Source organism: Pedobacter sp. ASV1-7, assembly GCF_040203335.1.
Lineage (GTDB): Bacteria > Bacteroidota > Bacteroidia > Sphingobacteriales > Sphingobacteriaceae > Pedobacter.
Map to the genome: position 1 here is coordinate 418,327 of NZ_JBEHBV010000005.1, position 23,424 is coordinate 441,750.

Below are 23,424 nucleotides of genomic sequence, written 5' to 3' on the forward strand. Positions count from 1 at the left end.
TAAAATAAAAAACATATATATTAAATCCAAATATTAATCATTTCAATCTTCTTATTTACAATATATATTCTAAAATAAAGGGGACAATACTTTGGCATCATTTACTTTTTCTATATAAACTTTCATAGAAACCTGCAATTTCTACACTCATCCCCTCGGTTAACCTGTTTATTTCATGTGGATATTTTGCAATCAGGTTATCTCTTTTATTGTATAAGCTATAGATTACAGATGCAGACTGTATGTTTTTTTTCACTGCTGGAATATCAGCATATCTATCCAGATCGGGAGCAATAATCATTAAAGGTTTAGGTGCAACCGCTGCTATAATTTCAGCAAAATCGATAGGTACCTGTTCTTGTTTATCTGTAAAAAAGCCTAATCTTGGAATAAAGCCATGTAAATGCGAATAGTTTTTTAAGCTTTCATATTGCTTATTTGAAGTTCGCCAGGGGGAAAATGCAGCAACAACTGCTAGTCCAGCTACACGCCTATCTACAGCGGTTGTCATTAAAGCCACACTACCACCAATTGTATTTCCTAATAAATAAATGCCATTGTGATCAATATAATCAAGGCTCTCCAAAGCATCAATACATCCCTTCACATCATTGATCATTTTGCCCATTTTAGACCACTGCGGAAATCTGGTATAAAAGTTTGTAGCCTCATCTATTCTGGTTCCGAAACCAAACATATCGATAGACAGCACTGCAAAACCTTTTTTCACCATTTCCTGGAAAAGCAATTTATTAGCTTGTCCTCCATTTTTCCCGTACCCTTTGGCATACCCGGTGGAATGAGCGTACTGATGTAAATAAATAACCACTGGAATTTTACCTTTTTCAGTACTTATCTTTCCCGACTTATCTGCCGGGCAATACAATATACCGGCGACATGATCTCCCATAGCAGTATAAGGACCAAGGTAAATTTCTTTAGCACCATTAACTTCAGGTCTCCCAATGGTTTTATCAATCCAGTCGCGTCTTGATGGATCTGCTACACCCACATTCGAAGCCTTAACGCCAGTTGGTTCATTTCCAAGAATCCATTTAAGATTTGCTATTATTTTCTTTCTGTCTTTTGAAAAAGTAACTGTGTCTGAATAACTCACTTTTAACTTAACAGGAGATACACTCATTGCCTCTTTCTGATAAGCTGGGTGTTGTTTTTGCCAGTCGGCATAACTATAAGTATAATACAACTGATTATTCCAGGTAAGGCTACTACGTTTAAACTGAATATCAAGAAAGTCTATTGTTTTTTCGACATCTCTTGCAGCTACAGCATGCTCGCCCATTCGGGTTAATACACCTATATTATTTGGAGCATTTAAAAAATCATATACTTTTTTTACTGAATAATAATTCTGTTCATTAGACCAGGGATTAAGACCCCTTTCTACTATAGAGTAATGATAAAGCAGTCCCCTCGGTGCAATTAAAGCTCCGAGCAGGTTCTGATCTACAGGCAATTTATCTTCCCTTCCTGAAAAAAAACGTAAACGTGGATGAAACCAATGTCCATTTAATGCAGTTACATAATCCAATGTTTCACTAACATATTGAGGATCACTAAAGCGCCACGGTGCGTCGCCTCCTGTACTTGAGCTATTAGATATTGCGGCCGCAATTCTTTCATCAAATGCAGCTGCCCACAACGACTGTTTTCCATTCCGCGAATGTCCTGAAACTGCAATCTGATTTCTATTAACCTCTTTTCTTGTCAGCAGATAATCAACAACCCTTGAAGCTCCCCAAGCTCTTCTCATCAACATACTAAAATCATAATCAGGATAAAGTGCCTGATAAGCTTCAGTATCATCCTTGGAATCAGCTGCAGCATACACACAGGCAATATATCCCCTTCTGACTGCGAGTTGTGCCCATCCCCTATGGGTCCATTGTGTCATATAGACCGGCAAAACACCTTTTGTTTTAGGGATCATCAATTCTATATTCATGACAGCTTTGTCCTGAGGTCCGAATTTAAGTCTTATCAATTGTATTAAGGTCTCACCTTCTGTCCGCTCTGAAAGTATTTCTGCTTTTACAGTTTTTGGAGCAGGAGGAAATTGTCCAGATATCCAATACTTATATTCCTTTTTGATCCATTTTCTTTTTTCTTCCCATTCTTCCTTTGTTTTGATCTCCACTTCTTTGCCATTCTTGTACTGGATTAGTGGATCAGGCAACATTGGAGAAGAAACCATTTTAGAAAAATCCGGAGGTAATTCCTTTGTTCTTGTCAACCATTCCTGCCATGTACTGTCTTTTAAATTAACTCGTCTTGTATTCTCCTTAAAACGTTGAGGGAGATTAATATCTAGAATATCTTTCAGATATTGATGCTGTCTTTCCAGTCCACTCTGCGCTAAAATATTTCCTGACATACAAAAAACAACGCAAAAAAATAATCCAATAGCTTTGATCATACAGTTTAGATTTGGTTAGCGACCTCAAATCAGGTCAGCTTAAATAGGTCGCGACTAGTTTTGGGTACGTACCCGAAATTATTAAAAAAACTGATCGTATCAAAATAATTAATTTTACAGCAACAAATTATCCGCAAAAAAGCTCAATTACAATCACTTGCAATTGAGCTGTATTTACAGCACTTCTATTATTTTTTTTTAAGGTTTAGAAGTATAGAAAATTAACTCTTAGACATTTGGAGTCCCTGTTCTACTAAAATGGATTTAGGAAACAAGATGTTATTTTCGAGGTGTACATGTTTATGCAGATCATTCTCATATTCGTCTAACTTTTTATAAAGTATAGTGTAAGAATTACAGGCATCTGCCGGTAAAGTGAAATTACCTGTAATTTCACGAATTGTCTGCAATGCTTCCCCAGCTTCTTCATGCTCCGACTCCATCATTCGTATTGGATTAGAAACTTTTCCAAAAGCGCTTTCAGGTACACTTCCACCATTATGCTGAACAACTGAAAGTTCCTTTATAAATGGGAAAAGCATTTTTTCTTCTTTATTCAGATGAGAGATCAGCTCCATTGCTACTTGTGTAAAGATTTGTGCTACTCTAACGAGTTCAGGGTGTTGATTACCATGAACTTTTGCCACTTTATTGGCTAGTTCTATTATAAACTGAGTATTATCTTTTACATACTGGTGATGGGTATTGATGATATAATCTGTCAAAAAGCCAATATCCCATTTTTGATAATCATTCCCAATAGTGTCTACCTCATCCGTTACTTTTTCAAGTGCATTATTAAGTTCTGCTGCATCTATCCCTTTACTTTCACAAACTTCAGTGATGGTCTTTTTACCACCACAACAAAAGTCGATGCCAAAATCTTTAAAGACCTGAGCTTTTCTATAGTCTCTGGTTACGATTTCACCAATAGTTTCTTCTTTGATATTTACTAAATTATCCATTGCTAATTATTTTAATGACAATTGATCTGTTAATTAACATCAAAGTTATTGGACTGTAAATCTATTTTTTATGACTGTGATCATAAAGAAAAAGAATTATAGAGAAGACCTTTATCTATTAGATTATCTGTAAACTTTGCGATTATTTATAGACAATTCGCCTTTCTTTTCTAATGCTTTTATAGCACGAATAACGGTTTCAACCCTTAGTCCCGTTAGATCAGCTATCTGTTGTCTGGTGATTTCCACTTTATATTTAGCACTAACAGGTGTTTTACTGATTTTAGTTTTAAAATAATCGATAAGCTTTAAAATACGATGTTCAGGTTCCTGAGAAGAAATTTCTGATGCCATTATAGATTTATAATAAAGTCTACGGGCCAGGTTAGTGGTCATACTTAAATGAATATACGGATTAGCCATTAGTAAATCCATAAATTTATCTCTTGACAAAAGATAAACCTTTGAACTTACAATGGCTTCTGCATTTGCGGGGTAAGTATCTTTCAGAAAAAGAGGTGGTTCACCAAAACTGTCTCCTGTTGTAAAAAAACCTTGAACAAACTCCTTTCCTTCATCATTAAAGTTGTTCATTTTCACTTCACCACTGAGAATCTGGAAGTAATAACGTGGTGTATCACCTTGATTAAATAAGATTTCCCCTTTGTCAAAGCTAACAATTCTGGCACCAAACTGAATCAAAAGGCTTTCATCAACCATATCAGTTAATATAGTGTTTTTTAATGACCTCCTCTTACAGATTTTTCAAGGCTAACAGCTTTAAACTTCTTTAAACAGAACAATCCGAACCAGGCTACATAAACATAGCATACGGCTGGCAAAAGGAATGAATACTGGATACCAACAGCATCAGCTATGCTACCTTGTACTAATGGAATTACTGCACCACCCAATATAGCCATAACCAACAATGAAGAGCCCTGACTCTTATACTCGCCTAATCCGAAGATAGAAAGTGTGAAAATATTAGACCACATAATTGAATTGAACAAGCCAATACCTAACAGGCACCACATTGCAAGGGCTCCGCCAGTAAATACAGTCACAAGTAATAACACGATACTGATTGATGCAAATACAGATAACATTAATGCAGGAGTAGATTTACCAATACTAAAACCTACAAGGTTAATCACAATAAATATGATAAACCATTGCATTTGTTCAAAATTAAGGTCTACAATAGCATAAAGCAGTCCGAATAAACCGACACACACCAACACCATGTACAACATTTTTTTGCCATTTCTCAGTACATCATTCATACTGATTGCTCCAAGGAATCTACCGATCATTGCACCTCCCCAATATAAGGACAGGTAATTTTTGGCTACTGTTTCTTTTAAACCCATCACATCCCCATGCTCCAGGAAGCTGATCATAAAGCTTCCTATAGTAACTTCTGCACCTACATAAAAGAAGATTGCGAATATCCCTCCTTTAAGCTGTGGAAAGCGCAATGCACCAAGCCCATCCATTTCTGAATCTTCATTCTTAAAATCAGGCAATTTCACTTTATAAATGAAAAGGGTAAGCAACAAAAAGATACCTGCAAATATCAGATATGGCATTTTTGTAGCCTGAGCCGATAAATGTCCATTTGAGGCGAAGAAGTGGAAGATAAGGTAACCTCCAAGAATAGGAGCGATGGTAGTTCCGAATGAGTTAAAAGCTTGTACCAGATTCAACCTCCCAGATGCTGTACTTTCTTTTCCCAATAGAGAAACATATGGATTCGCTGAGATCTGTAATAGCGTAAATCCAAGTCCCAGGATAAAAAAGGCAGCGAGGAACAATCCATAAACAGACATTGTAGCTGCTGGGTAGAACATCAGACAACCTAAGGCTGAGATGATCAGTCCGAGCAACAAACCGTTCTTATAACCGATTTTATTAATCGGATCTCCTTTAAAATAAGATATGAGGAAATAGATCAATGAACCAATAAAATAGGCACTGAAAAAGCAAAATTGCACCAACATTGCTTCCAGGTAATTCAATACAAACAATTCCTTTAAATGTGGGATCAGGATATCATTCATGCAGGTTATAAAGCCCCACATAAAGAAAAGGAAAGTTAAGGAAATGAGAGGTGTAGTATAGCTTGTTTCTGGGCGTAAATTTTCTTTCTTTGCTATCTGCATCGTTTTATATTTTAATCAGGATTTAAGAATTCAATGGTTTTCCATTAAAATTCACAGCGTGAAGATAGTAATTAATTGCAACAGGGATGCCTATTAGGACATCCCTGCCCACCAGAGAGGAGTCAGAACTTCATCAAGACCATTTAAAGCACCAACTGCTTGTCCATAACCAGCTGGATTATTATTCCTTGCCATGGTGTTTGAGCAATAAATTTCTGAGTAATGATCTTGGTTAAAAGATCATTCTTCGGATAACTTAAAGTTACAGTACCAGGTGTTCCTGTCATTCCATCTTCAAACTTCATGACACGCGATGTAGGTTCAGGAGTATGTGTCCAGCTCACTGAAGTACCTACTCTATTGTAATCTTGTGAAGTCAGATACGAGCCCAATGAGACTTTCCAATATTCAAAACTCTTTGTAATTCCAGTTTCATAAGCTACCTGTGCTGTTACAGGAGAAGTCCAGCTACGCACAGCCCCCTCTGCAAGCAGGAAATAGGTTTCCCAAGCACCAAAGAAAAGACGTTTTGAGTACTTGTTCTAAACTGATTATTAATACGCGGCATTGTACCTCCATAATTAACCAATTCATTCATTGGATCTTTACTGCCCCATGCCCCATCCGTTTTGGCATTCCATGTATATTTTGCATCAACAGCTTTTACTGTTCCACCAGTAGAATTTTTTAAATTCCGTGTAGTAAGGATATCATAATCTCCATTCTGTTTCGGATAATTGATATTAGTTATATCTCCTGGTATGCTGAATCTACTTCAGATAACCTCATTGCATATCTTAAACGCATAGAATTAGCATACTTTCTCCATTTTGCAAAATCATACTCATAAGCAGGATCAAGTTTTTTCAACGCGTCAGATCTGGTAACTGAAACATACAGCTTAGATGCAGCATCTGTTAATTCAGCTAAAATGTAATAGTACACAGTTTTAACATCCGTAAAATCAGGATTCACTCCCTGAAAACCTTTAATAGGAATAGAGCCGAAGTTATCAGACATCTCACTCAACAAGTATGCCCTCCAGATCCTTGCTACCTGAATCATGTTATTTATATGTGGTTCAGGTTTTCCACCTGCAATCCGCTCTTCCCCCACCTGAGTATCTCCGGGAAGTACCAATTCAAGTGACTTAACTGGATAAACAATATTTCCGGCAAGATCATAGATAGCTAGTCGAGTAGTAAATTGATCCATTGCTACAACAAGCTTAATAATTTAAAACAATACTTTTCAAATCTTTTTAAATAATTTATTAAGTATTAAAAAGTTTATAAAGAATTAGAGTAGAATGAAAAAATAAAAATGTCCATTTGCAAGGCAAACGGACATATAAAGTCATTCAGTTAAAGAAATTTAAAGCAGAAAATAATTATTGTAAAAACAGTTACTCGAAGACAACCGTTTTGTTTTTATAAACAAAGACCCGATCATTAAACACCAATCGCAATGCTTTGGCAAGCACAGCTGTTTCAATTTCCTTTCCTGATTTCACCATATCAGCAGCTGTATAAGAGTGATTTACAGGAATAATCTGCTGCGCGATAATTGGCCCTTCATCCAAATCATCTGTTACAAAGTGGGCTGTTGCCCCAATGAGTTTCACTCCTCTTTCAAATGCTTGCTTATAGGGACTGGCACCTGCAAATGCGGGTAAAAATGAATGGTGAATATTTATGATTCTGTTAGAAAAGTTCTTTACAAAAGCCGGAGATAAAATCCTCATAAATTTAGCGAGAACAACATAATCAGGATTATAAGAATTAATTTTGCGGATGATTTCCTGCTCAGACACTTCTTTATCATCATGATAAGGAATCAAAAAGAACGGGATATCAAATCGATCGCAAATCTGTTGCAGGATCGAATGGTTACCAATTACACAAAGTACAGTTGCACCAAGTGTTCCAAAGTTATTGCGCACCAATATATCTGCCAGACAATGGTATTCTTTTGTAACCATTACCACGATCTTCTTATCAGGAACCGGATTAACATGTATAATTGCCCCCTCTGGTAAGATCTGTTCCATCTGTTCTTTCAACTCCAACTCTTTTGCTGTCCCATCCACTTCCAGACGCATAAAGAAACTGCTTTCCACTTTATCCACATGCTCACGCATGGAAATAATGTTCAATTGTGCTTTTGATAAGATTCTTGAAATATCGGCGACCAGACCAACACGGTCTTTACATTGAATGATAACGATCATAACTGCTTCCTATTCAAAATAGTTCAGGGTTTGAAAACCTCCTTCTTTCAGGTATTCATCCTTCTTCATTAGGTGTAAATCTGACTGAATCATATCCTGAACCAATAATGGAAGATCATATTTTGGTTTCCAGCCTAATTTTGTTTTAGCTTTTGTAGGATCACCCAACAATAAGTCTACTTCTGTAGGGCGGAAATACTTTTCATCAACCTGTACTACTACAGTTCCAGGTTTCAGGTAAGTATCGTTAAGACCAAGCCTGGCAACCATTTCCTGATCTACATCGATGATAACACCACGCTCATGCTCATCTTTTCCACTAAACTCAACTTCAATTCCCAATTCTGCGAAACTCATTTTCACAAAGTCCCTTACTGTTGTGGTTACACCTGTTGCAATTACATAATCTTCGGCTTGTTCCTGCTGTAGAATTAACCACATTGCTTCGATGTAGTCTTTAGCATGTCCCCAATCTCTTTGTGCAGAAAGGTTACCTAAATATAGACAGTTTTGCAATCCAAGCGCTATTTTACAAGCTGCTCGTGTAATTTTACGGGTTACGAATGTTTCTCCTCTAAGCGGACTTTCGTGGTTAAACAATATTCCGTTACAAGCATACATTTTATAAGCCTCTCTATAGTTAACAGTAATCCAGTAAGCATACATTTTAGCTGCAGCATAAGGAGAACGGGGATAGAAAGGAGTTGTTTCACTTTGTGGAACAGCTTGTACCAACCCATACAATTCTGAAGTTGAAGCCTGATAGATTTTAGTCTTTTTCTCCATTCCCAATATGCGGATGGCTTCCAACAGCCTTAAAGTACCAATACCATCTGCATTTGCAGTGTATTCTGGCATTTCGAAACTTACATGCACGTGGCTCATTGCCGCAAGGTTATAAATCTCGTCGGGCTGAGTTTCCTGGATAATGCGGATTAGATTGGTTGAATCAGTAAGATCTCCATAGTGTAATTTGAAGTTGACACCATTTTCATGCTGATCTTGATACAAATGATCTATCCTATCAGTATTGAATGATGAAGCTCTTCTTTTTAAACCATGTACAAAATATCCTTTTTTAAGTAAAAACTCTGCTAAATATGCCCCATCTTGTCCTGTAACACCTGTTATTAAAGCTACCTTCATCAATATTATATTTTTAAATTGTTGCCGTAAACATACGGAATTATTTATTTTTTCTAGAGCCGTGCATCAGCAAACCTGCGATCTATAAATGATTTAGTATCAAAGATAATCGCGCCCCTTTCTTTATACTTTGCATAATTCAAATTCAAGAATTCATCATGTGCTACAGCGATGATAATTGCCTTGTAATCGATATCTTCAAGAGTCTCCTCTAAAGTAATACCATACTCTTCTTTAACCTCACTAGCTATAGCCCATGGATCATAAACATCTACATCCATCCCATATTGGCGAAGTTCTTTATATATATCTACAACCTTTGTATTTCTTATATCTGGACAGTTTTCCTTAAAAGCTACTCCTAATATCAATGCTTTCTGGTCTTTAATCATAGAGCCCTTTGCAATTAACATTTTTATTACCTTGCTAGCAACAAAAATACCCATATTTTCATTTACTATCCTTCCAGATAAGATGACCTGTGGAGAATAGCCTAATGCATTAGATTTATGAGCCAGATAATAAGGATCAACACCAATACAATGCCCTCCTACTAATCCCGGTTTATATTTTAAAAAGTTCCATTTAGTTCCGGCAGCAGCAATTACATCTGAAGTGTCGATTTCCATTTTATCGAAAATCAAAGCCAACTCATTTACAAAAGAAATGTTTACATCTCGTTGCGCATTTTCTATTGCTTTTGATGCCTCTGCAACTTTTATGCTAGGCGCTTTATGTGTTCCAGCTGTGATGATACTAGAATATAGGGCATCAATCCAATCTGCCACTTCAGGTGTTGAGCCAGAAGTAACCTTCATGATTTTTGTTAATGTATTTACTTTATCCCCAGGATTGATCCTTTCTGGAGAGTATCCACAGTAAAAATCTTCATTATACTTTAATCCTGAGTATTTCTCTAAAACAGGCACACAATCTTCTTCGGTACAACCTGGATATACGGTTGATTCATATATTACAATATCACCTTTCGATAAGAATGGTGCAATCATTTTTGTTGCACCCAAAAGTGGTCTCAGATCAGGTGCTTTAAACTCGTCTATTGGCGTTGGGACCGTTACAATAAAAACGTTACAATCTTTTAAAGATTCTATCTCAGCGGAAAGCGCAAGTCCCTTGCCGAGTACGCCCTGTAGAGCATTTAAGTCAGCTTCCTTTGTGATGTCCTCATTTTTAGAAAGTTCATTTATTCTTGTTTCATTGATATCAAAACCAAGAACCTGATATTGTTTAGCAAATTCGATAGCTAATGGTAATCCGACGTAACCTAAACCGATGATTGCAATGTGTGGCTTTTTTGCTGCTGACATGGCTGCAAACTTACGAAATAATTTAATTCGGTACAGGTGGCTTTTTATGACAAAAAAAATGCCTTTGAGGAAGTCTCAAAGGCATTTATCATTATACATTTGTTTAACTATTCTAATAGAATATCAATCTGGGCAGCGAGTTTATGTTCTAACTCTGCCCCTTCAAAACCTATTGTCCTGAATTGCATCAGTCCTTTTTGATCAATCAGGGCTATTGTAGGGATTAGTGTGAAACCGACTTTCTCTCCTATATCAGGATCATTGTTAAAGTAAAGTGGAAAAGTATATTGAGGGTTTTTAGCTCCCCAGGCAATGGCATCTTTAATGGTATTTCGCGCACCACTGTTCACAACCATAAACATTACTTTTGGATTATTTTTATACTTGTCATATACTTTTTGCAAATAAGGCATTTCCTGCATACAAGGCACACACCAGGTGGCCCAGAAATCAAGAATAACGATTTTACCTTTCATCATTTCTGCTGTCACTGCTTTCCCTTTTAGATCGGTTAACTGATTTAACACAGGCCCGGGCTTATGCATGAGTTGTTTTTTAAGAGAAACTTTAAGCTGAGCCATTTTCAACTCTTCCAGCTTTTTAACTCTTTTATTAAATTCGGCCTCAGAAGGGTTGAATTTTAAAAAGTTAGTTTTGGCTGATTTTAGTGCTGCAGTGTCAGAAGGATTTTGCAGCAAGACTTTCCAATCAGCCTCAAAAGCTTTATCAGGCATCCCTGCCAGTTCATAAAGTAAAGCAACATTCATCAATATCTCTTGATTCTCAGCTGTATTTTCTGCTTTAACTGCGTAATTTAATGCCTGCTCTTTTTTACCCTTAAAAAAATTATTGAGCCCCATAATTGCATATAATTCTGCTTTTGCTTCTTTAACCGCTTTCATCTTTGCACTATCGGCCACATACGGCAAAATGTAGCCATATTCAGGGAAATACCTAATAACACCTACTGGCCAATGATCTACAATTTTTAAAGAAGCATTAGCATAAGCCAATGCTGTATCAGGAGACATTCTTTGTTTCGTTAACGTTGCGGCAATATTTTTGAGTATTTCCGGAGTATAAGGACTTTCTTTACCCAGACTTTTACGGGCGTGAAAAATTGCTTTTGCTTCATTTTTCTTTTCCGCATAATGTTCAAATAAAATCCTGTGTATATCGGTTGAGTTTTCGCCAGTTTCCTTGTCTTCTTTTAATAATGCTTCAAGCTGCGCTACTTTCTTGACTTCATCCTTTTCTTTAGAAATAGCCGAGATCTGATAGTCTTTAGCCAAATCAGATTTTGGGAAGCGTTTAGAAACAACCTTGCGGATTGAATCAACTCTTGAATTTTCTCCAATTATTAAGTACCCCATAGTTACTTTGTTGAGGTTTCCTCCGAACGTCGGGTTTTCTTCAAATTTTGCAGCTATGATTTTACGGGCTTCAACTCTGTGTTTTAGCTTTTCTTCAGGTGTTTTTGCCATTGTCATGAGTACACTTTGCACCCTTACTTTTGCCTCATAATTGTCGGGATAATTAGCCAGTTCTTTTTTCAGGAGTGTCAATTGCAGTCCAGGTATTTTAGGCGATTTGGGCATCTGAGCTCCTAAACTATAGGACTCATGTAAAAAGCCATCCCTAACCCGCTTGTTACCATCATAAACCGCTAAAGAATAATGCTGGTCCGCTGCTGGCTTCTGGATAATTTCCCCACTTTGAAGATAGAAAGAAGCAAATGTTGCATAACGCTGTAAAACAAAAGAAGCAACCCAATCATTTCCCTGTTTTGTCATAGGCAATTTCCAGGGTTGATCATAAAAAGTTGAATAGGTAAAATTAATGATTACACTTTTAGCATCCTTTCCTATCATCGCGCCGGCAGCATCAGGATGATAAGTTATGGTGACCTTTTCTCCACGTTGTGGGTGTTCTGGGGTAATTTGCAGCACCTGGGCTTTTACTTGCATAAATGCAAGTAAAAGCAGGCAGCTGAAAGCTATATTTTTAAACATCTGTTCTAAGTTAATTGTAGCCTGGATTTGGAGTTAAACTACTATTGGTTTTTCTGGCTTCTGATGGTATTGGCATCAAAATAGCAGTAGATTTCCAAGAAGGTTTAGTTAATGACAACACATCATCAGCACGCGTTTTTGTTAGATCTCCTGTTACACTTTTCCATCTTTTAAGGTCATACCAACGATGTCCCCATTCTGTAAATAACTCCACTCTACGCTCTTGCTCAACTTTAAGCATTCCTGCAGGAATGGTTGTAAACGAAGGAAGTGGGGTGATAAAACCAGCACGGCTTCTTATCACATCCAAATCATCTTTACCCAGGCCGAATTTACTTTGCTGAATTCTTGCTTCTGCACGAATCAGGTAAGCTTCGGCATATCTCATCACCATAGAATATTCAGTTACACCACCTGTAGTGGTCCGTATTTTATATTTATAAGGGTAAGTATGAGTTAATGGTGGAGTAGCTGTAGTTGTGTAAGCTCCTGTCCAATATGCTTTACGTAGATCCCCAGGTTCGAATGCATCAACCAAGCCTCCAGCACCTTTTGTTAAACGATAATAAGCTACTGGAGCTGTCATACTAGCAGGAGTCATTGTAAAACCTTCCCAGGTATTTCTACCTCCCCCAGTATTTACAACCTGCAATTGCCAAATTGCTTCTCGACTATTGGCCAAAAATGATTTATTCATATCTGCTCCCTGTAGCAATTGATAATTGGGATTATTGATCACCTCAGATGCTTCTATCTCTGCTTGCACATTGTTACCAGTATACAAATAGGCACGTGCAAGTAATAAAGTAGCGGCTCCTTTAGTTGGTCTTGTTCTTTCTCCATTTACTGGATAATTGATATCTAGTAAACTCTTAGCATCAATCAGATCTGCAATAATCGCTTTGTAAACATCTGCTGCAGGTGTCCTAGGCAAATTTGTGTTTTTCAATACATCAGTATCCAAAATTAGTGGAACATCACCAAAAGTATTTACAAGATAGAAATGGAAGAATGCTCGCATAAACTTGGCTTCGCCCAGCAATTGATTCTTCACTTCGGGGCTGAGCGTCCTCGATGCAGTTACTCCCTCAATAACAGCATTTGCTCTATAATTATAAGTATAAGGTTCGGACCATAGCTGATCAACAAAACGATTAGTTGGCAACACATTATTATTTTTAAACTCTTCAAACTCGGCAGTTGAAGTTAGGGCATATGTAAACTCATCTGAACACATCCCTCCCATAAACATGGTAATTAAATTAGCATAGAAATAGTTATAAGAGTTCATGTCAGAATAAATACCTACCATTGCTGAAATAGCAGTTTTATCATTAACAAATAAGCTTTCTGATGAAAGTTCTGTCCTAGGCGGATCGATTTCCACATAATTTTTGCAAGACAAGGTTAGACTTAGTAAAGTAACCAGGACTATATATATGTTTGATTTCATTTTTTTAGAATTAAAATATTAAAAAGATAACTGTAACCCCGCAGTGTAAACTGTTAAAGGAGGCATAACCAAGCCTTTTGTTTCCGGATCAAAACCATCATAATTAGTTATTGTAAATAGATTCTGTCCCTGAGCAAAAATTTGCAGATTCCCTACATTCAATCGCTTAGCAAGCGACTGCAGATTGTAACGCAATGCCAAATTTTTTAATCGTATATAAGAAGCATCCTTCCAATTGGCACTTGATAATCTCCATTGACTATAAGAGGTATAAGCATCACTACTAGCGCTTGCTGTCGCTTTTGGAATTTCGGTATACTTGTTTTCGGGCGTCCACCTATTAAGTGCACTTATATCCTTATTCACCGCAAATCCATAAGGTGATGATAGATAGCCATAGTTTAATGTAGGCCCTTCTTGCTTTACAAATTGAAAAAAGAAATCAAGACTCCAATTTTTGTAGCTAATGGTATTTGAAATCCCTCCGTAAAATTTAGGGGTAGTGGTTCCAAGGAAAGTAAAGTCACTAATATCATCAATATCCTCATCACCATTCAAATCTTTAATTTTTGCCAATCCTGTCTCCGGATCAATTCCTTCAGAGATATAACCCGTAGTAACATTAATAGGCTGACCTATAAAGTATTGACTAGAAAATGATGTTAATTCTAATCCTGGATATTTTAGAAGTTTATTTTTAGCAAATGTGATGTTAAATGAAGTATTCCATTTAAAATCCTTATTATTAATATTAACCGTATTCAATTCTAATTCGAAGCCTTTATTTTCCAACTCAGCAGGCAAATTAGAGGTATATTCCGGGAATCCAGATTGAGAAGAAAGAGGGTATCGTATCAACATATTACCTGATTTATTACGATAATATGCAACTGTCATTAAAATTCTATCCTTTAAAACACCCAATTCTAATCCTACTTCAAACTTACGGGTTACTTCCCAATGATATGTAGGGATTGAAAAGCGGCTAGGACTAAGTGTTGGATAGCCCGCATAAGGGAAGCTTGAAGGTTCCCAACCATCATAGTACTCATAATCTCCAATCTGATCATTTCCAACAGTACCATAACTAGCCCTTAATTTACCGTAACTCAAAAAACCAATATTATCTTTAATGAATGATTCATTAGCAAATAACCATGCTGCTCCAACAGCTCCAAAAGTTCCAAATCTATAATCTGGGCCAAAGCGAGAAGATCCATCAGTTCTGAAGGTTCCGTTAACAATATATTTTTCATCCAGATTATAAGTAGCACGTCCAAATACAGAGATATACTTATAGTTGCTATAATTGTAACCTCTGGAGATTAGTTCTTCGGCAGCATTAGGATTTTTTAACTGCTCATCACTAGGATAGTTTGAGCCCAACAGATTAGATCCCTCTTTAGTACTAGATTGAAAGGTTCCACCCAATAATACATTTAATGTCCCCTTTCCAATCTTACGAACATAATCCAACTGAGGTTCAACAATATAGGAATTGAGTTCACTATTTCCATAATAGGCTTCGCTATTTGTATAATTTATAGGATTGGAAGAGATTTCAGGAATACTTTGCGTCTGTTTTAAAGTCATTCTGTTATAGCCTAAACTTACCTGAGCACTTAAACCATCAAGAATCTTATATTTAGCCAATACATTTCCAAACATATTATTGGTCTGTGACTCATAATCCCTTTCAAAAAGTGCTATTGGATTCTGCGCCGTGCTAAACCAAAAATATTTTCCATCAGGCTGATAAATCGGGAAATTAGGTGAAAGATTATAATATTGAGTCAGATCGGTCACAAAGGATTTATTCATATCTGCTGTATATTTTAACGAAGCGCTCAAATCAAACTTCTTATCTGCAGATTTATGATTCATTCCCATATTAATGGCACCACGTTGGTAATTCTGATCACCCGGAGTTACATTCCCTTCACGACGGTAGGTTCCACTAACCAAAAAATTAGTTAATTCAGATCCACCTGACAAAGAAAGCTGTGCTTCTGTAAATTTAGCTGTACGCCCCATTAGTTTATCCTGCCAATTGTTATCAAGATTCTGATCCCAGGCTTTCAAATCAGGTATCGTTTCATCAGCAACTGAGCCACCGTCATTTGCAAGTGCTTCTTTACGCAAAGCCAGATATTGCTGAGTATTCAGCATTTCAACCTGGTGGCTCACAAAAGCAGCGCCACTAGAGACCTTCGCATCAACAGCTGTTTTACCACTTTTAGCTTTTTTTGTAGTGATCAGGATAACTCCATTTGCCCCTCTTGATCCATAAATCGCTGTAGCATCTGCATCCTTCAAGATATCTATCCTTTCTATATCAGCAGGGTTAATACTATTTAAAGGGCTGTTATTACCATTTGCTCCCCTAAACTGATCTATTGATTCAGAGATAAAAGGAATTCCATCGACAATATATAGAGGATCATTTCCTCCAAGAATTGAATTTGTACCTCTTAAACGTACATTATATGACGACCCCGGTAAACCAGTAGTTCCTGAAATATCCAAACCTGCCACCCGGCCTTGTAATGCTGCAATCGGATTAGAAATTGGCTGATTCGCAATATCCTTTGCTGTAATTGAGGATACTGAGCCTGTATTTAATCTTTTAGTCGTTGTTCCATAGCCAATAACCACAACATCATCCAATGTACCTATATCTGGCTTTAATGAAATGTTAATAACACGCCCACTTTTTACAGATGCTTCAGTTGTAACGTAACCGATATAAGAGAAAACTAGCATATCATTTTCATTAGATACCTGGATATTGAACTTACCCTCATTATTTGTTGTAACCCCTTTAGTTGTTCCCTTTATTTTTACAGATACCCCTGGCATAGGTAGTCTATTTTCGTCAGTTACCACTCCAGTGATATATAAATCCTGATTTGTGGTATATTGTGACTCCTTTGTTTCCTTGAAAATAATAATGCTGTTATTAAGTTGCTTAAAACTCAGACCTGTCCCCTTCAGCAGCTCCTCCAGCGTACTTTTTACAGAACGGTTATCTCCGCTAATGTTTAGACTTTTAAATTTAGCAATCAGCTCATTTCTATAAGCAAACCTAAAATCTGTTTGCTTTTCAATCTGAGAAAAAGCAGAGCGAAGTGTTCCATTGTTGATATCAACAGAGACATTCACATCGGAAAGTGTCTGAGCGGAACCCGGCGATGCGGTTAAGCTGCTAACTGTAAATAAGGTGATCAATAAGAGGATCGCATTCACTTTCATAAAAAACTTTAATTTTTTAATATTAAAAGGAGCGTAAAATGCCGGAACACACCGGCTTGCAAAACGAGTAGAATTGTAATACATTGCGTTGGTTTTAGTTTGAACTGATAGGAAAATTTAAGACCACTTGCAAACTCCGGTTGCAGCCGGGGTTTGCTTTTAATAGTCTGAAGCATGAATGCTTTTATGGTGATGCTTTGTTCTTCATTTATGGTTGTTTAGTTTAGTTTATTGATTAACATCCCGGACCATCAATAGTGACCAGATTATCTTTTAAAGTCAGCGTTGAACCTGTAATATCTCCTACTACACTCAGTACCTGATTGATATCATTTCGGTTCAGAAAAGCTGCTGTAAATCTGCAGTTTTTAACTTTTTCATTCTTGAACTGGATTTTTACGCCATAACGCTCTGCTATCATTTGTGCAGCACTTTCCATACTCACATCATCCATAATCAGGTCATGTTTTTTCCATTCCACTACGGTCTCCGCTTTCACATTTATTTTTGTAGGTTCCGGAAGTTTAATATTCCATGCCAATTGTTGATCTGGCGTTAATACAGCAAGGACCTTCTTTTCGTCTTCAACTTTAACTTTACCTCTGGTTACTGTTACAGTTACTGATTCATTAACATGATATGCATTGATGTTGAAGGCTGTACCAAGTACCGTAGTTTTTATTTTACCTGTATAAATAACAAAAGGATGTTTTGCATCATGCTTAATGTCAAAATAAGCCTCTCCAGTCAAACGGACTTCTCTAAGTGCTTTTCCGCCAAAAGATTCCGGATACTCCAAATAACTATCTACATTTAATTGAACTGAACTACCATCAGGTAATTTCACCCATTTATGAGTGGTGTCTTTTGGTTCTACAGATTTTCCCTTTCTTACTTCGGCTATTTTTTGAGAATCAACCTCAGGCTTTATAAGTAACAAGCCAATGCTCATGGCAAGTAAGACTAAAGCCGCAGCAGCAAACCAAATACGTTTCGTATTTAAAAGAGGTCTTTTTGTGCCAATAGTAGTGTTTACCTTATCAAAGATTCTCTGCTCATTTATGATCAATGACAGATGATCAGCATTAGAAAATTCCTTTTCTGTCTCTTCCATCGCCTCGAGCCACTCCTGCTCATAGCCTCCAGAACTTACCATTTCCTTAACCTCTGCAATTTCCTGTGGACTACAGTGATTAAGAATGAATTTTACAAATAATTGCTTGATGGGGTTTTCCAATTTGTTATCTGTTTTTATTACATCTGTTTGAAACCGATATCGAACAGACCTATATATTACAAATAACCGAAGGAGTACATTTACTCTGATTGAAAATATTTTTTATTTAGTGTAGAACAAGATCAATAATAAAGCTCCATTACGTACCATAAAATCTTTAATGGTCTTAAGTGCCTTAACCATCTGACTGTTTACGGTACTATCCTTTATCCCAAGTTTATCGGCAGTCTGCTTATAGGAATAACCATAATTACGACAAAGATCGTAAATGATTCTACGCTGTGGAGGAAGCTGATCAACTGCCTTTCCAATGATCTCTCCAGTTTGCTTCCGTTCTGTATACTGCAAACCATCCTCTTGCTGAGACTCCACGTGTGAGAACATTTCATCGGAGATAAAAGCTTGCTTAGAAGCTTGTTTAATTACATTCAAGGAAAGGTTTCTAACAATGGTAAAAAGAAATGGCTGAATTGAACGATCTGATTTGATTGATAAAGCATGTTCCCACAACTTCACAAAGGTATCCTGTGTAACATCTTCGGCAAGGGATGGGGATTTTAAAATTCCCAATGCATAGGCATAGATTTTCTTAACATACAAGGTATACAACTGCGAAAATGCTTTTGGATCTTGTAATTTAAGTTTTTCTAATAATTCTATTTCCCTATTGATGGACAATCGCATACTCTACAAATCTAGTAGATTTTATTTAAATCCCAACCCTTACGATTATTAATACGAAAGTTACACAATTATTAACAGGATTTAAAATATAGAACCGCAGCAAATAGATGATCCCTTTGGGCTAAACATATTTTCCATAAATTTGTAACAGACATAAAAGAACTGACTATGACTTATCAGGAAAAACTAAAAGAAATACGCAATCAAATGAAGGCTGATAATGTACAAGCATACATTATTCCCTCAGCAGACCCTCATATTAGTGAATATTTACCAAAACATTATAAGTGTATCCCCTTTACTTCAGGCTTTACAGGATCAGCAGGAACATTAGTTATTACTCATGACCATGCTGGCTTGTGGACCGACTTCCGCTATTTTGAACAAGCGGCTGATGAACTAAAGGATAGCGGATTTGAACTAATGAAACAAAAGGTTCAGCATGCTCCGGAATACATTCAGTGGTTAGTTGAAAAATTAGACAAAGGAAGTATTGTTGCGGCAGATGATAAATTGCTTTCTGTTTTACTGGGCGACCTGCTTACTCAGCAGTTTTCTGTTAAAGAGATTAGCTTAAGCAGTAAAGATTATTTGAGTTCTATCTGGGAAAACCGTCCTGCATTACCTTCCGAAAAAGCATTCCTGATTGAAGAGCTACATATCGGCCAATCAGTTAGGTCTAAATTAAATCAGGTAAGAACAAGCTTACAAAAACAAGGTGCAACGCATCACCTGATTTCTTCACTAGATGACCTGGCCTGGTTGTTTAACATCCGCGGAAAAGATGTTAGCTATAATCCTGTAGTATTGAGTTTCGCATTGATTAATCAAGATCACGCAACCTTATACATGGATATTGATAAGCTTAGTGAAGCAGAAAAAGAAAATCTATTAAGTAGTGGAGTAGAGGTATTACCATATAAAGATATTGAAAGTGCTATTTCAAATATCCCCGCCAACAGTTCAATCTTTATTGACCCAAAACGTAACTGCTTTGCTTTCTATAAACTAATCCCATCATCAGTTAAAATCATTAAAGACACCAATCCGACTACAAACTTAAAAGCAATAAAAAACGAAACTGAGCTAGCCAATACACGTACAGCAATGCTTAAAGACGGCGTTGCCATTACTCAATTCTTAAAATGGTTATCAGAAAACATTGGTAAGATTACCATAACTGAGCTTTCTGCTGCTGCTGAGTTACGTAAATTCAGAGCTGCACAAGATGGCTTTGCCGGCGATAGCTTTAATACTATCAGCGCTTACAAAGCACATGGTGCTTTACCTCATTATGGCGCTTCGGAAGAAAGTAATGCAGAGGTAAAAGCTGAAGGCCTGTTTCTGGTAGATTCGGGTGGTCAGTATTTTTATGGAACCACGGATATTACCCGTACAATCCCTATGGGGAATAACACTGAAGAAGAATGCACTGACTATACCCTGGTTTTAAAAGGCATGATTGACGGATGCAAAGTGCGCTTCCCTAAAGGCACCTGTGGTTATCAGATTGATGCTATTACCAGGAAACCACTTTGGGATTATGCTATTAACTATGGACATGGAACAGGTCATGGTGTTGGTTATTTTCTAAATGTACATGAAGGCCCTCAGGTATTCAACCCTACTGCAAACCCAGTCGCTATTGAATTGGGCATGATTACTTCAGTTGAACCAGGGATTTATCGTCCAGGAAAACATGGTATTCGTATTGAAAATCTTGTAAACACGATTACTGATATCAGCAATGAGTTTAATGAATTCTATGCTTTTGAGGCGTTAACAATTGCCCCGATCAGCACTAAAATTGTTAAGAAAGATTTATTAGAGCAATCGCAAATTGACTGGCTAAACAGCTATAATAATTTAGTATATGAAAAACTTAGTCCACTATTAAATGCTGACGAAGCAGCTTGGCTGAAAGAAGAAACTAAGGCAATATAATCCACTCGATATACCCATAATTAAACGATTAAAAAAACCTGATATGGAATTCTCTCTACATATCAGGTTTTTTAATATCTAAAATGTTGTACTTAACTAATAGACCTGTCTAGATGTACATATCCCCCATCCACATAAACCAACTGTCCGGTTGTGTGACTGGATGCATTGGATAATAAGAATACTGTTGCATTTCCAATTTCTTCAGCCGTTGTCATCCTTTGTCCAAAGGGTATTTTGGCCTTAATGGATGCTAATGTTTCTTCAGAATTTGGTAGAGAATTAACCCATGTTTGATACAAAGGCGTGAAACATTCCGCTACAATAACAGCATTTACACGAATCTCATAAGGCAATAACTCTAATGCCCATTCTCGCGTTAAAGCGTTTCTTGCACCATTAGAAGCAGCATACGCAGAAGTCCCGCCCTGCCCTGTATCTGCTACTTTGGAGCCAATGTTTACAATTGCTCCTTTTGAAGCCTTTAAAGCTGGTAAAGCCTGCTGTGCCATCAAATAATAATGGATTACATTTTTATGCAAACTCTCCACAAACCCCTCATAATTACCATTTTCCAAACCAACACCATCGTTTACTCCAGCATTATTTACCAATCCATCAATCCTGCCAAATTTCTCCAGAACCTGCTCAATTGCCTTAGCTGAATCTCTGGGCCTGGTAAGCTCTGCAACAACAGGGAAGACCTTTCCACCACCTGTAATGATATCATCAGCCAATTTCTGATTATCTTGTGCATTACGTCCTAAGATAACGGGAATTGCCCCTTCTTTTGCCAAGACCCTTACAATGCCTTCTCCAATACCTTTTGCCCCCCCGGTAACAATGATTACCTTATCTTTTAATTGCAAATCCATAGCAGTTGAAATTTTATAAGTTGTAAAATTTTGTTGCATTACCACCCCAGAACATGGCTTGTTCATTGGAAGATAATTTCAATGTATATTGTTCCATAATACCTACCACCTGATTATATCTAGCTGCGACAAGACAAACCGGCCAGTCTGATCCATACATGATTCTTTCTAATCCAAAAGTTTCAAAAACCACATCCAAATAGGGGTTAAAGTCATCCGCTTTCCACTGTTTCCAGTCTGCCTCAGTAACCATCCCAGATACTTTACAGTAAACATTCTCATGCCGTGCCAACTCGGAGATATCTTTTTTCCACTGATCAATAGTCCCGTTTTTAATATCTGGTTTAGCAATATGGTCAAGCACTAAAGGCTGATCGGGGAACATCTTGGCCAGCTCCGCTGCATATTTTAGCTGATCAGGAAAAATGAGTATGTCGTAGGTATAACCGAATCGTTTTAGTTTATCGATACCATTTACAAACTCTGGTTTTAACATTAATGCCCGATCTTCTTCACCCTGTAAAATATGACGAAACCCTTTAAGCTTAGTATAGCTTGATAATTCAAACAACTGCTCTTCAACATCTGTAGCTTGCAGGTCAACCCAACCAACAACACCTTTTACAAAAGCGTTGTTAGCAGCGTTTTCAAGTTGAAATATATTTTCAGCCGGAGTTTGATCCGATTGTACCACCACACTTCCATCAAAATTATGCTGCTGAAGCTCAGCTAGCAAACGATCAGGGTTAAAATCATCCCGAATTACAGCCATATCATCTGTAATCCAGCTATCTCTTACCTCATCATATATCCAGAAATGTTGATGGGAATCAATTTTTAACATAGTTTTTCACCTTTTGTTTTGATGTACCTAGTCCATCAATACCTAGCTCAACAACATCACCTTCCTTAAGGTAAATTGGCGGATTAAAACCTAGACCAACACCTGCTGGTGTACCAGTAGAAATCACATCTCCCGGAAGTAAAGTCATGAACTGACTCAAATAAGCAACCACAAAAGGAACATTGAAAATAAAGTTTGATGTATTGCCATCTTGCATCTTCTGACCATTTACGGTCAACCAAATGCGAAGATTATCAACATCGGCTATTTCCTCTTTTGTAGCCAAAAATGGGCCAAGCGGAGCAAATGTGTCACAACCTTTTCCTTTATCCCAAGTACCATTTCTTTCCAATTGGAATTCACGCTCTGACACATCGTTATGTAAAACATAACCAGCTACATAATCTAATGCCTCAGCTTCATCTACATAAGACGCTTTTTTACCGATTACAATTGCAAGCTCTACTTCCCAATCTGTTTTAACAGAGTTTTTAGGAATTACGATATCATCGAAAGGGCCAACCATAGAGGTTGTCGATTTCATAAAGATAATCGGCTCTGAAGGAATTGCAGCTCCTGTTTCTTTTGCATGATCGGCATAATTTAAACCAATACAAAGGATTTTAGAAGGGCGGGCTACAGGTGAGCCTAATCTTGTACCAGCAGGAATAACATTTAATTTGCCTTCATTAGCTTTCACAAATTCAGCAAGTCTTTCCAATCCGTTATCACTAAAAAACTGTTCGTTGTAATCTCCGCCAAAAGCAGAAGTATCGTACCACGTATCATTTACAATAACACCGATTTTCTCCTGATCGGCAGCACCCCATCTGATTAATTTCATTTTTGTGT

At 37.1% G+C, this 23,424-nt stretch carries 17 protein-coding genes and 1 pseudogene; 1 reads left to right on the top strand and 17 read right to left on the bottom strand.

All coding sequences use genetic code 11. The features are described 5' to 3' along the window. Positions 1–97: 97 nt before the first annotated feature. From ABDJ41_RS14265 to ABDJ41_RS14330, 14 genes and pseudogenes are all read right to left on the bottom strand, one after another. The gene (locus ABDJ41_RS14265) at positions 98–2,437 is read right to left on the bottom strand and encodes a glucuronyl esterase domain-containing protein (RefSeq protein WP_349786727.1); all 2,340 of its coding nucleotides are present in this window, start codon (positions 2,435–2,437) and stop codon (positions 98–100) included. Between the two features lie 221 nt (positions 2,438–2,658). Further along, positions 2,659–3,402 carry an iron-sulfur cluster repair di-iron protein gene (gene ric, locus ABDJ41_RS14270; protein WP_349786728.1) on the bottom strand — a complete coding sequence of 248 codons (744 nt, stop codon included), beginning with the start codon at positions 3,400–3,402 and terminating at the stop codon, positions 2,659–2,661. 123 nt (positions 3,403–3,525) lie between these two features. Beyond that, positions 3,526–4,122: a Crp/Fnr family transcriptional regulator gene (locus ABDJ41_RS14275; RefSeq protein ID WP_349786729.1), complete on the bottom strand. Its 597-nt coding sequence runs from the start codon at positions 4,120–4,122 to the stop codon at positions 3,526–3,528. Positions 4,123–4,142: 20 nt separating this feature from the next. Further along, positions 4,143–5,567, bottom strand: a complete 1,425-nt coding sequence (locus ABDJ41_RS14280; RefSeq protein WP_349786730.1) for a sugar MFS transporter — start codon at positions 5,565–5,567, stop codon at positions 4,143–4,145. Between the two features lie 143 nt (positions 5,568–5,710). Beyond that, a pseudogene (locus ABDJ41_RS14285) lies at positions 5,711–6,091 on the bottom strand (SusD/RagB family nutrient-binding outer membrane lipoprotein); the annotation flags it as partial. Positions 6,092–6,314: 223 nt separating this feature from the next. Further along, positions 6,315–6,782 carry a SusD/RagB family nutrient-binding outer membrane lipoprotein gene (locus tag ABDJ41_RS14290; RefSeq protein WP_349786732.1) on the bottom strand — a complete coding sequence of 156 codons (468 nt, stop codon included), beginning with the start codon at positions 6,780–6,782 and terminating at the stop codon, positions 6,315–6,317. A 190-nt stretch (positions 6,783–6,972) separates the two neighbouring features. Next, a complete protein-coding gene (gene purU, locus ABDJ41_RS14295; RefSeq protein WP_349786733.1) occupies positions 6,973–7,797 on the bottom strand; it encodes a formyltetrahydrofolate deformylase in 825 nt (274 codons plus the stop codon). Positions 7,798–7,806: 9 nt separating this feature from the next. Then, positions 7,807–8,943 carry a GDP-mannose 4,6-dehydratase gene (gmd, locus tag ABDJ41_RS14300; protein ID WP_349786734.1) on the bottom strand — a complete coding sequence of 379 codons (1,137 nt, stop codon included), beginning with the start codon at positions 8,941–8,943 and terminating at the stop codon, positions 7,807–7,809. 53 nt (positions 8,944–8,996) lie between these two features. Next, positions 8,997–10,271, bottom strand: a complete 1,275-nt coding sequence (locus ABDJ41_RS14305; RefSeq protein ID WP_349786735.1) for a nucleotide sugar dehydrogenase — start codon at positions 10,269–10,271, stop codon at positions 8,997–8,999. Positions 10,272–10,378: 107 nt separating this feature from the next. Further along, positions 10,379–12,283: a redoxin family protein gene (locus ABDJ41_RS14310; RefSeq protein WP_349786736.1), complete on the bottom strand. Its 1,905-nt coding sequence runs from the start codon at positions 12,281–12,283 to the stop codon at positions 10,379–10,381. Between the two features lie 10 nt (positions 12,284–12,293). Then, positions 12,294–13,736, bottom strand: a complete 1,443-nt coding sequence (locus tag ABDJ41_RS14315) for a RagB/SusD family nutrient uptake outer membrane protein (RefSeq protein ID WP_349786737.1) — start codon at positions 13,734–13,736, stop codon at positions 12,294–12,296. Positions 13,737–13,754: 18 nt separating this feature from the next. Further along, on the bottom strand, positions 13,755–16,988 hold the full coding sequence (locus tag ABDJ41_RS14320; RefSeq protein WP_349786738.1) for a TonB-dependent receptor: 3,234 nt from the start codon (positions 16,986–16,988) through the stop codon (positions 13,755–13,757). A gap of 235 nt (positions 16,989–17,223) precedes the next feature. After that, the gene (locus ABDJ41_RS14325) at positions 17,224–18,225 is read right to left on the bottom strand and encodes a FecR family protein (protein ID WP_349786739.1); all 1,002 of its coding nucleotides are present in this window, start codon (positions 18,223–18,225) and stop codon (positions 17,224–17,226) included. Between the two features lie 102 nt (positions 18,226–18,327). Continuing rightward, positions 18,328–18,909 (bottom strand): RNA polymerase sigma factor, encoded by a 582-nt coding sequence (locus ABDJ41_RS14330; RefSeq protein WP_349786740.1) that lies wholly within the window; start codon positions 18,907–18,909, stop codon positions 18,328–18,330. A 168-nt stretch (positions 18,910–19,077) separates the two neighbouring features. Here ABDJ41_RS14330 and ABDJ41_RS14335 point away from each other — a divergent pair, with 168 nt between their 5' ends. Next, a complete protein-coding gene (locus ABDJ41_RS14335; protein WP_349786741.1) occupies positions 19,078–20,853 on the top strand; it encodes an aminopeptidase P family N-terminal domain-containing protein in 1,776 nt (591 codons plus the stop codon). Between the two features lie 92 nt (positions 20,854–20,945). Here the strand turns inward: ABDJ41_RS14335 and ABDJ41_RS14340 are convergent, their stop codons facing one another. Genes ABDJ41_RS14340 through ABDJ41_RS14350 form a run of 3 tightly spaced genes read right to left on the bottom strand, consistent with a single transcriptional unit; the run spans position 20,946 to position 23,416 of the window. After that, positions 20,946–21,728, bottom strand: coding sequence for an L-fucose dehydrogenase (locus tag ABDJ41_RS14340; protein WP_349786742.1), 783 nt, complete (start codon positions 21,726–21,728; stop codon positions 20,946–20,948). A 13-nt stretch (positions 21,729–21,741) separates the two neighbouring features. Then, a complete protein-coding gene (locus ABDJ41_RS14345) occupies positions 21,742–22,572 on the bottom strand; it encodes an amidohydrolase family protein (protein WP_349786743.1) in 831 nt (276 codons plus the stop codon). After that, positions 22,559–23,416, bottom strand: a complete 858-nt coding sequence (locus tag ABDJ41_RS14350; RefSeq protein ID WP_349786744.1) for a fumarylacetoacetate hydrolase family protein — start codon at positions 23,414–23,416, stop codon at positions 22,559–22,561. The genes ABDJ41_RS14345 and ABDJ41_RS14350 overlap by 14 nt, the downstream gene beginning before the upstream one ends. Positions 23,417–23,424: the final 8 nt, after the last annotated feature.

Coding starts and splice junctions, on each gene's coding strand:
- ABDJ41_RS14265 (WP_349786727.1), bottom strand. CDS start 2,437: ATGATCAAAGCTATTGGATTATTTTTTTGCGTTGTTTTTTGTATGTCA.
- ric (WP_349786728.1), bottom strand. CDS start 3,402: ATGGATAATTTAGTAAATATCAAAGAAGAAACTATTGGTGAAATCGTA.
- ABDJ41_RS14275 (WP_349786729.1), bottom strand. CDS start 4,122: ATGGTTGATGAAAGCCTTTTGATTCAGTTTGGTGCCAGAATTGTTAGC.
- ABDJ41_RS14280 (WP_349786730.1), bottom strand. CDS start 5,567: ATGCAGATAGCAAAGAAAGAAAATTTACGCCCAGAAACAAGCTATACT.
- ABDJ41_RS14290 (WP_349786732.1), bottom strand. CDS start 6,782: ATGGATCAATTTACTACTCGACTAGCTATCTATGATCTTGCCGGAAAT.
- purU (WP_349786733.1), bottom strand. CDS start 7,797: ATGATCGTTATCATTCAATGTAAAGACCGTGTTGGTCTGGTCGCCGAT.
- gmd (WP_349786734.1), bottom strand. CDS start 8,943: ATGAAGGTAGCTTTAATAACAGGTGTTACAGGACAAGATGGGGCATAT.
- ABDJ41_RS14305 (WP_349786735.1), bottom strand. CDS start 10,271: ATGTCAGCAGCAAAAAAGCCACACATTGCAATCATCGGTTTAGGTTAC.
- ABDJ41_RS14310 (WP_349786736.1), bottom strand. CDS start 12,283: ATGTTTAAAAATATAGCTTTCAGCTGCCTGCTTTTACTTGCATTTATG.
- ABDJ41_RS14315 (WP_349786737.1), bottom strand. CDS start 13,736: ATGAAATCAAACATATATATAGTCCTGGTTACTTTACTAAGTCTAACC.
- ABDJ41_RS14320 (WP_349786738.1), bottom strand. CDS start 16,988: ATGAAAGTGAATGCGATCCTCTTATTGATCACCTTATTTACAGTTAGC.
- ABDJ41_RS14330 (WP_349786740.1), bottom strand. CDS start 18,909: ATGCGATTGTCCATCAATAGGGAAATAGAATTATTAGAAAAACTTAAA.
- ABDJ41_RS14335 (WP_349786741.1), top strand. CDS start 19,078: ATGACTTATCAGGAAAAACTAAAAGAAATACGCAATCAAATGAAGGCT.
- ABDJ41_RS14340 (WP_349786742.1), bottom strand. CDS start 21,728: ATGGATTTGCAATTAAAAGATAAGGTAATCATTGTTACCGGGGGGGCA.
- ABDJ41_RS14345 (WP_349786743.1), bottom strand. CDS start 22,572: ATGTTAAAAATTGATTCCCATCAACATTTCTGGATATATGATGAGGTA.
- ABDJ41_RS14350 (WP_349786744.1), bottom strand. CDS start 23,416: ATGAAATTAATCAGATGGGGTGCTGCCGATCAGGAGAAAATCGGTGTT.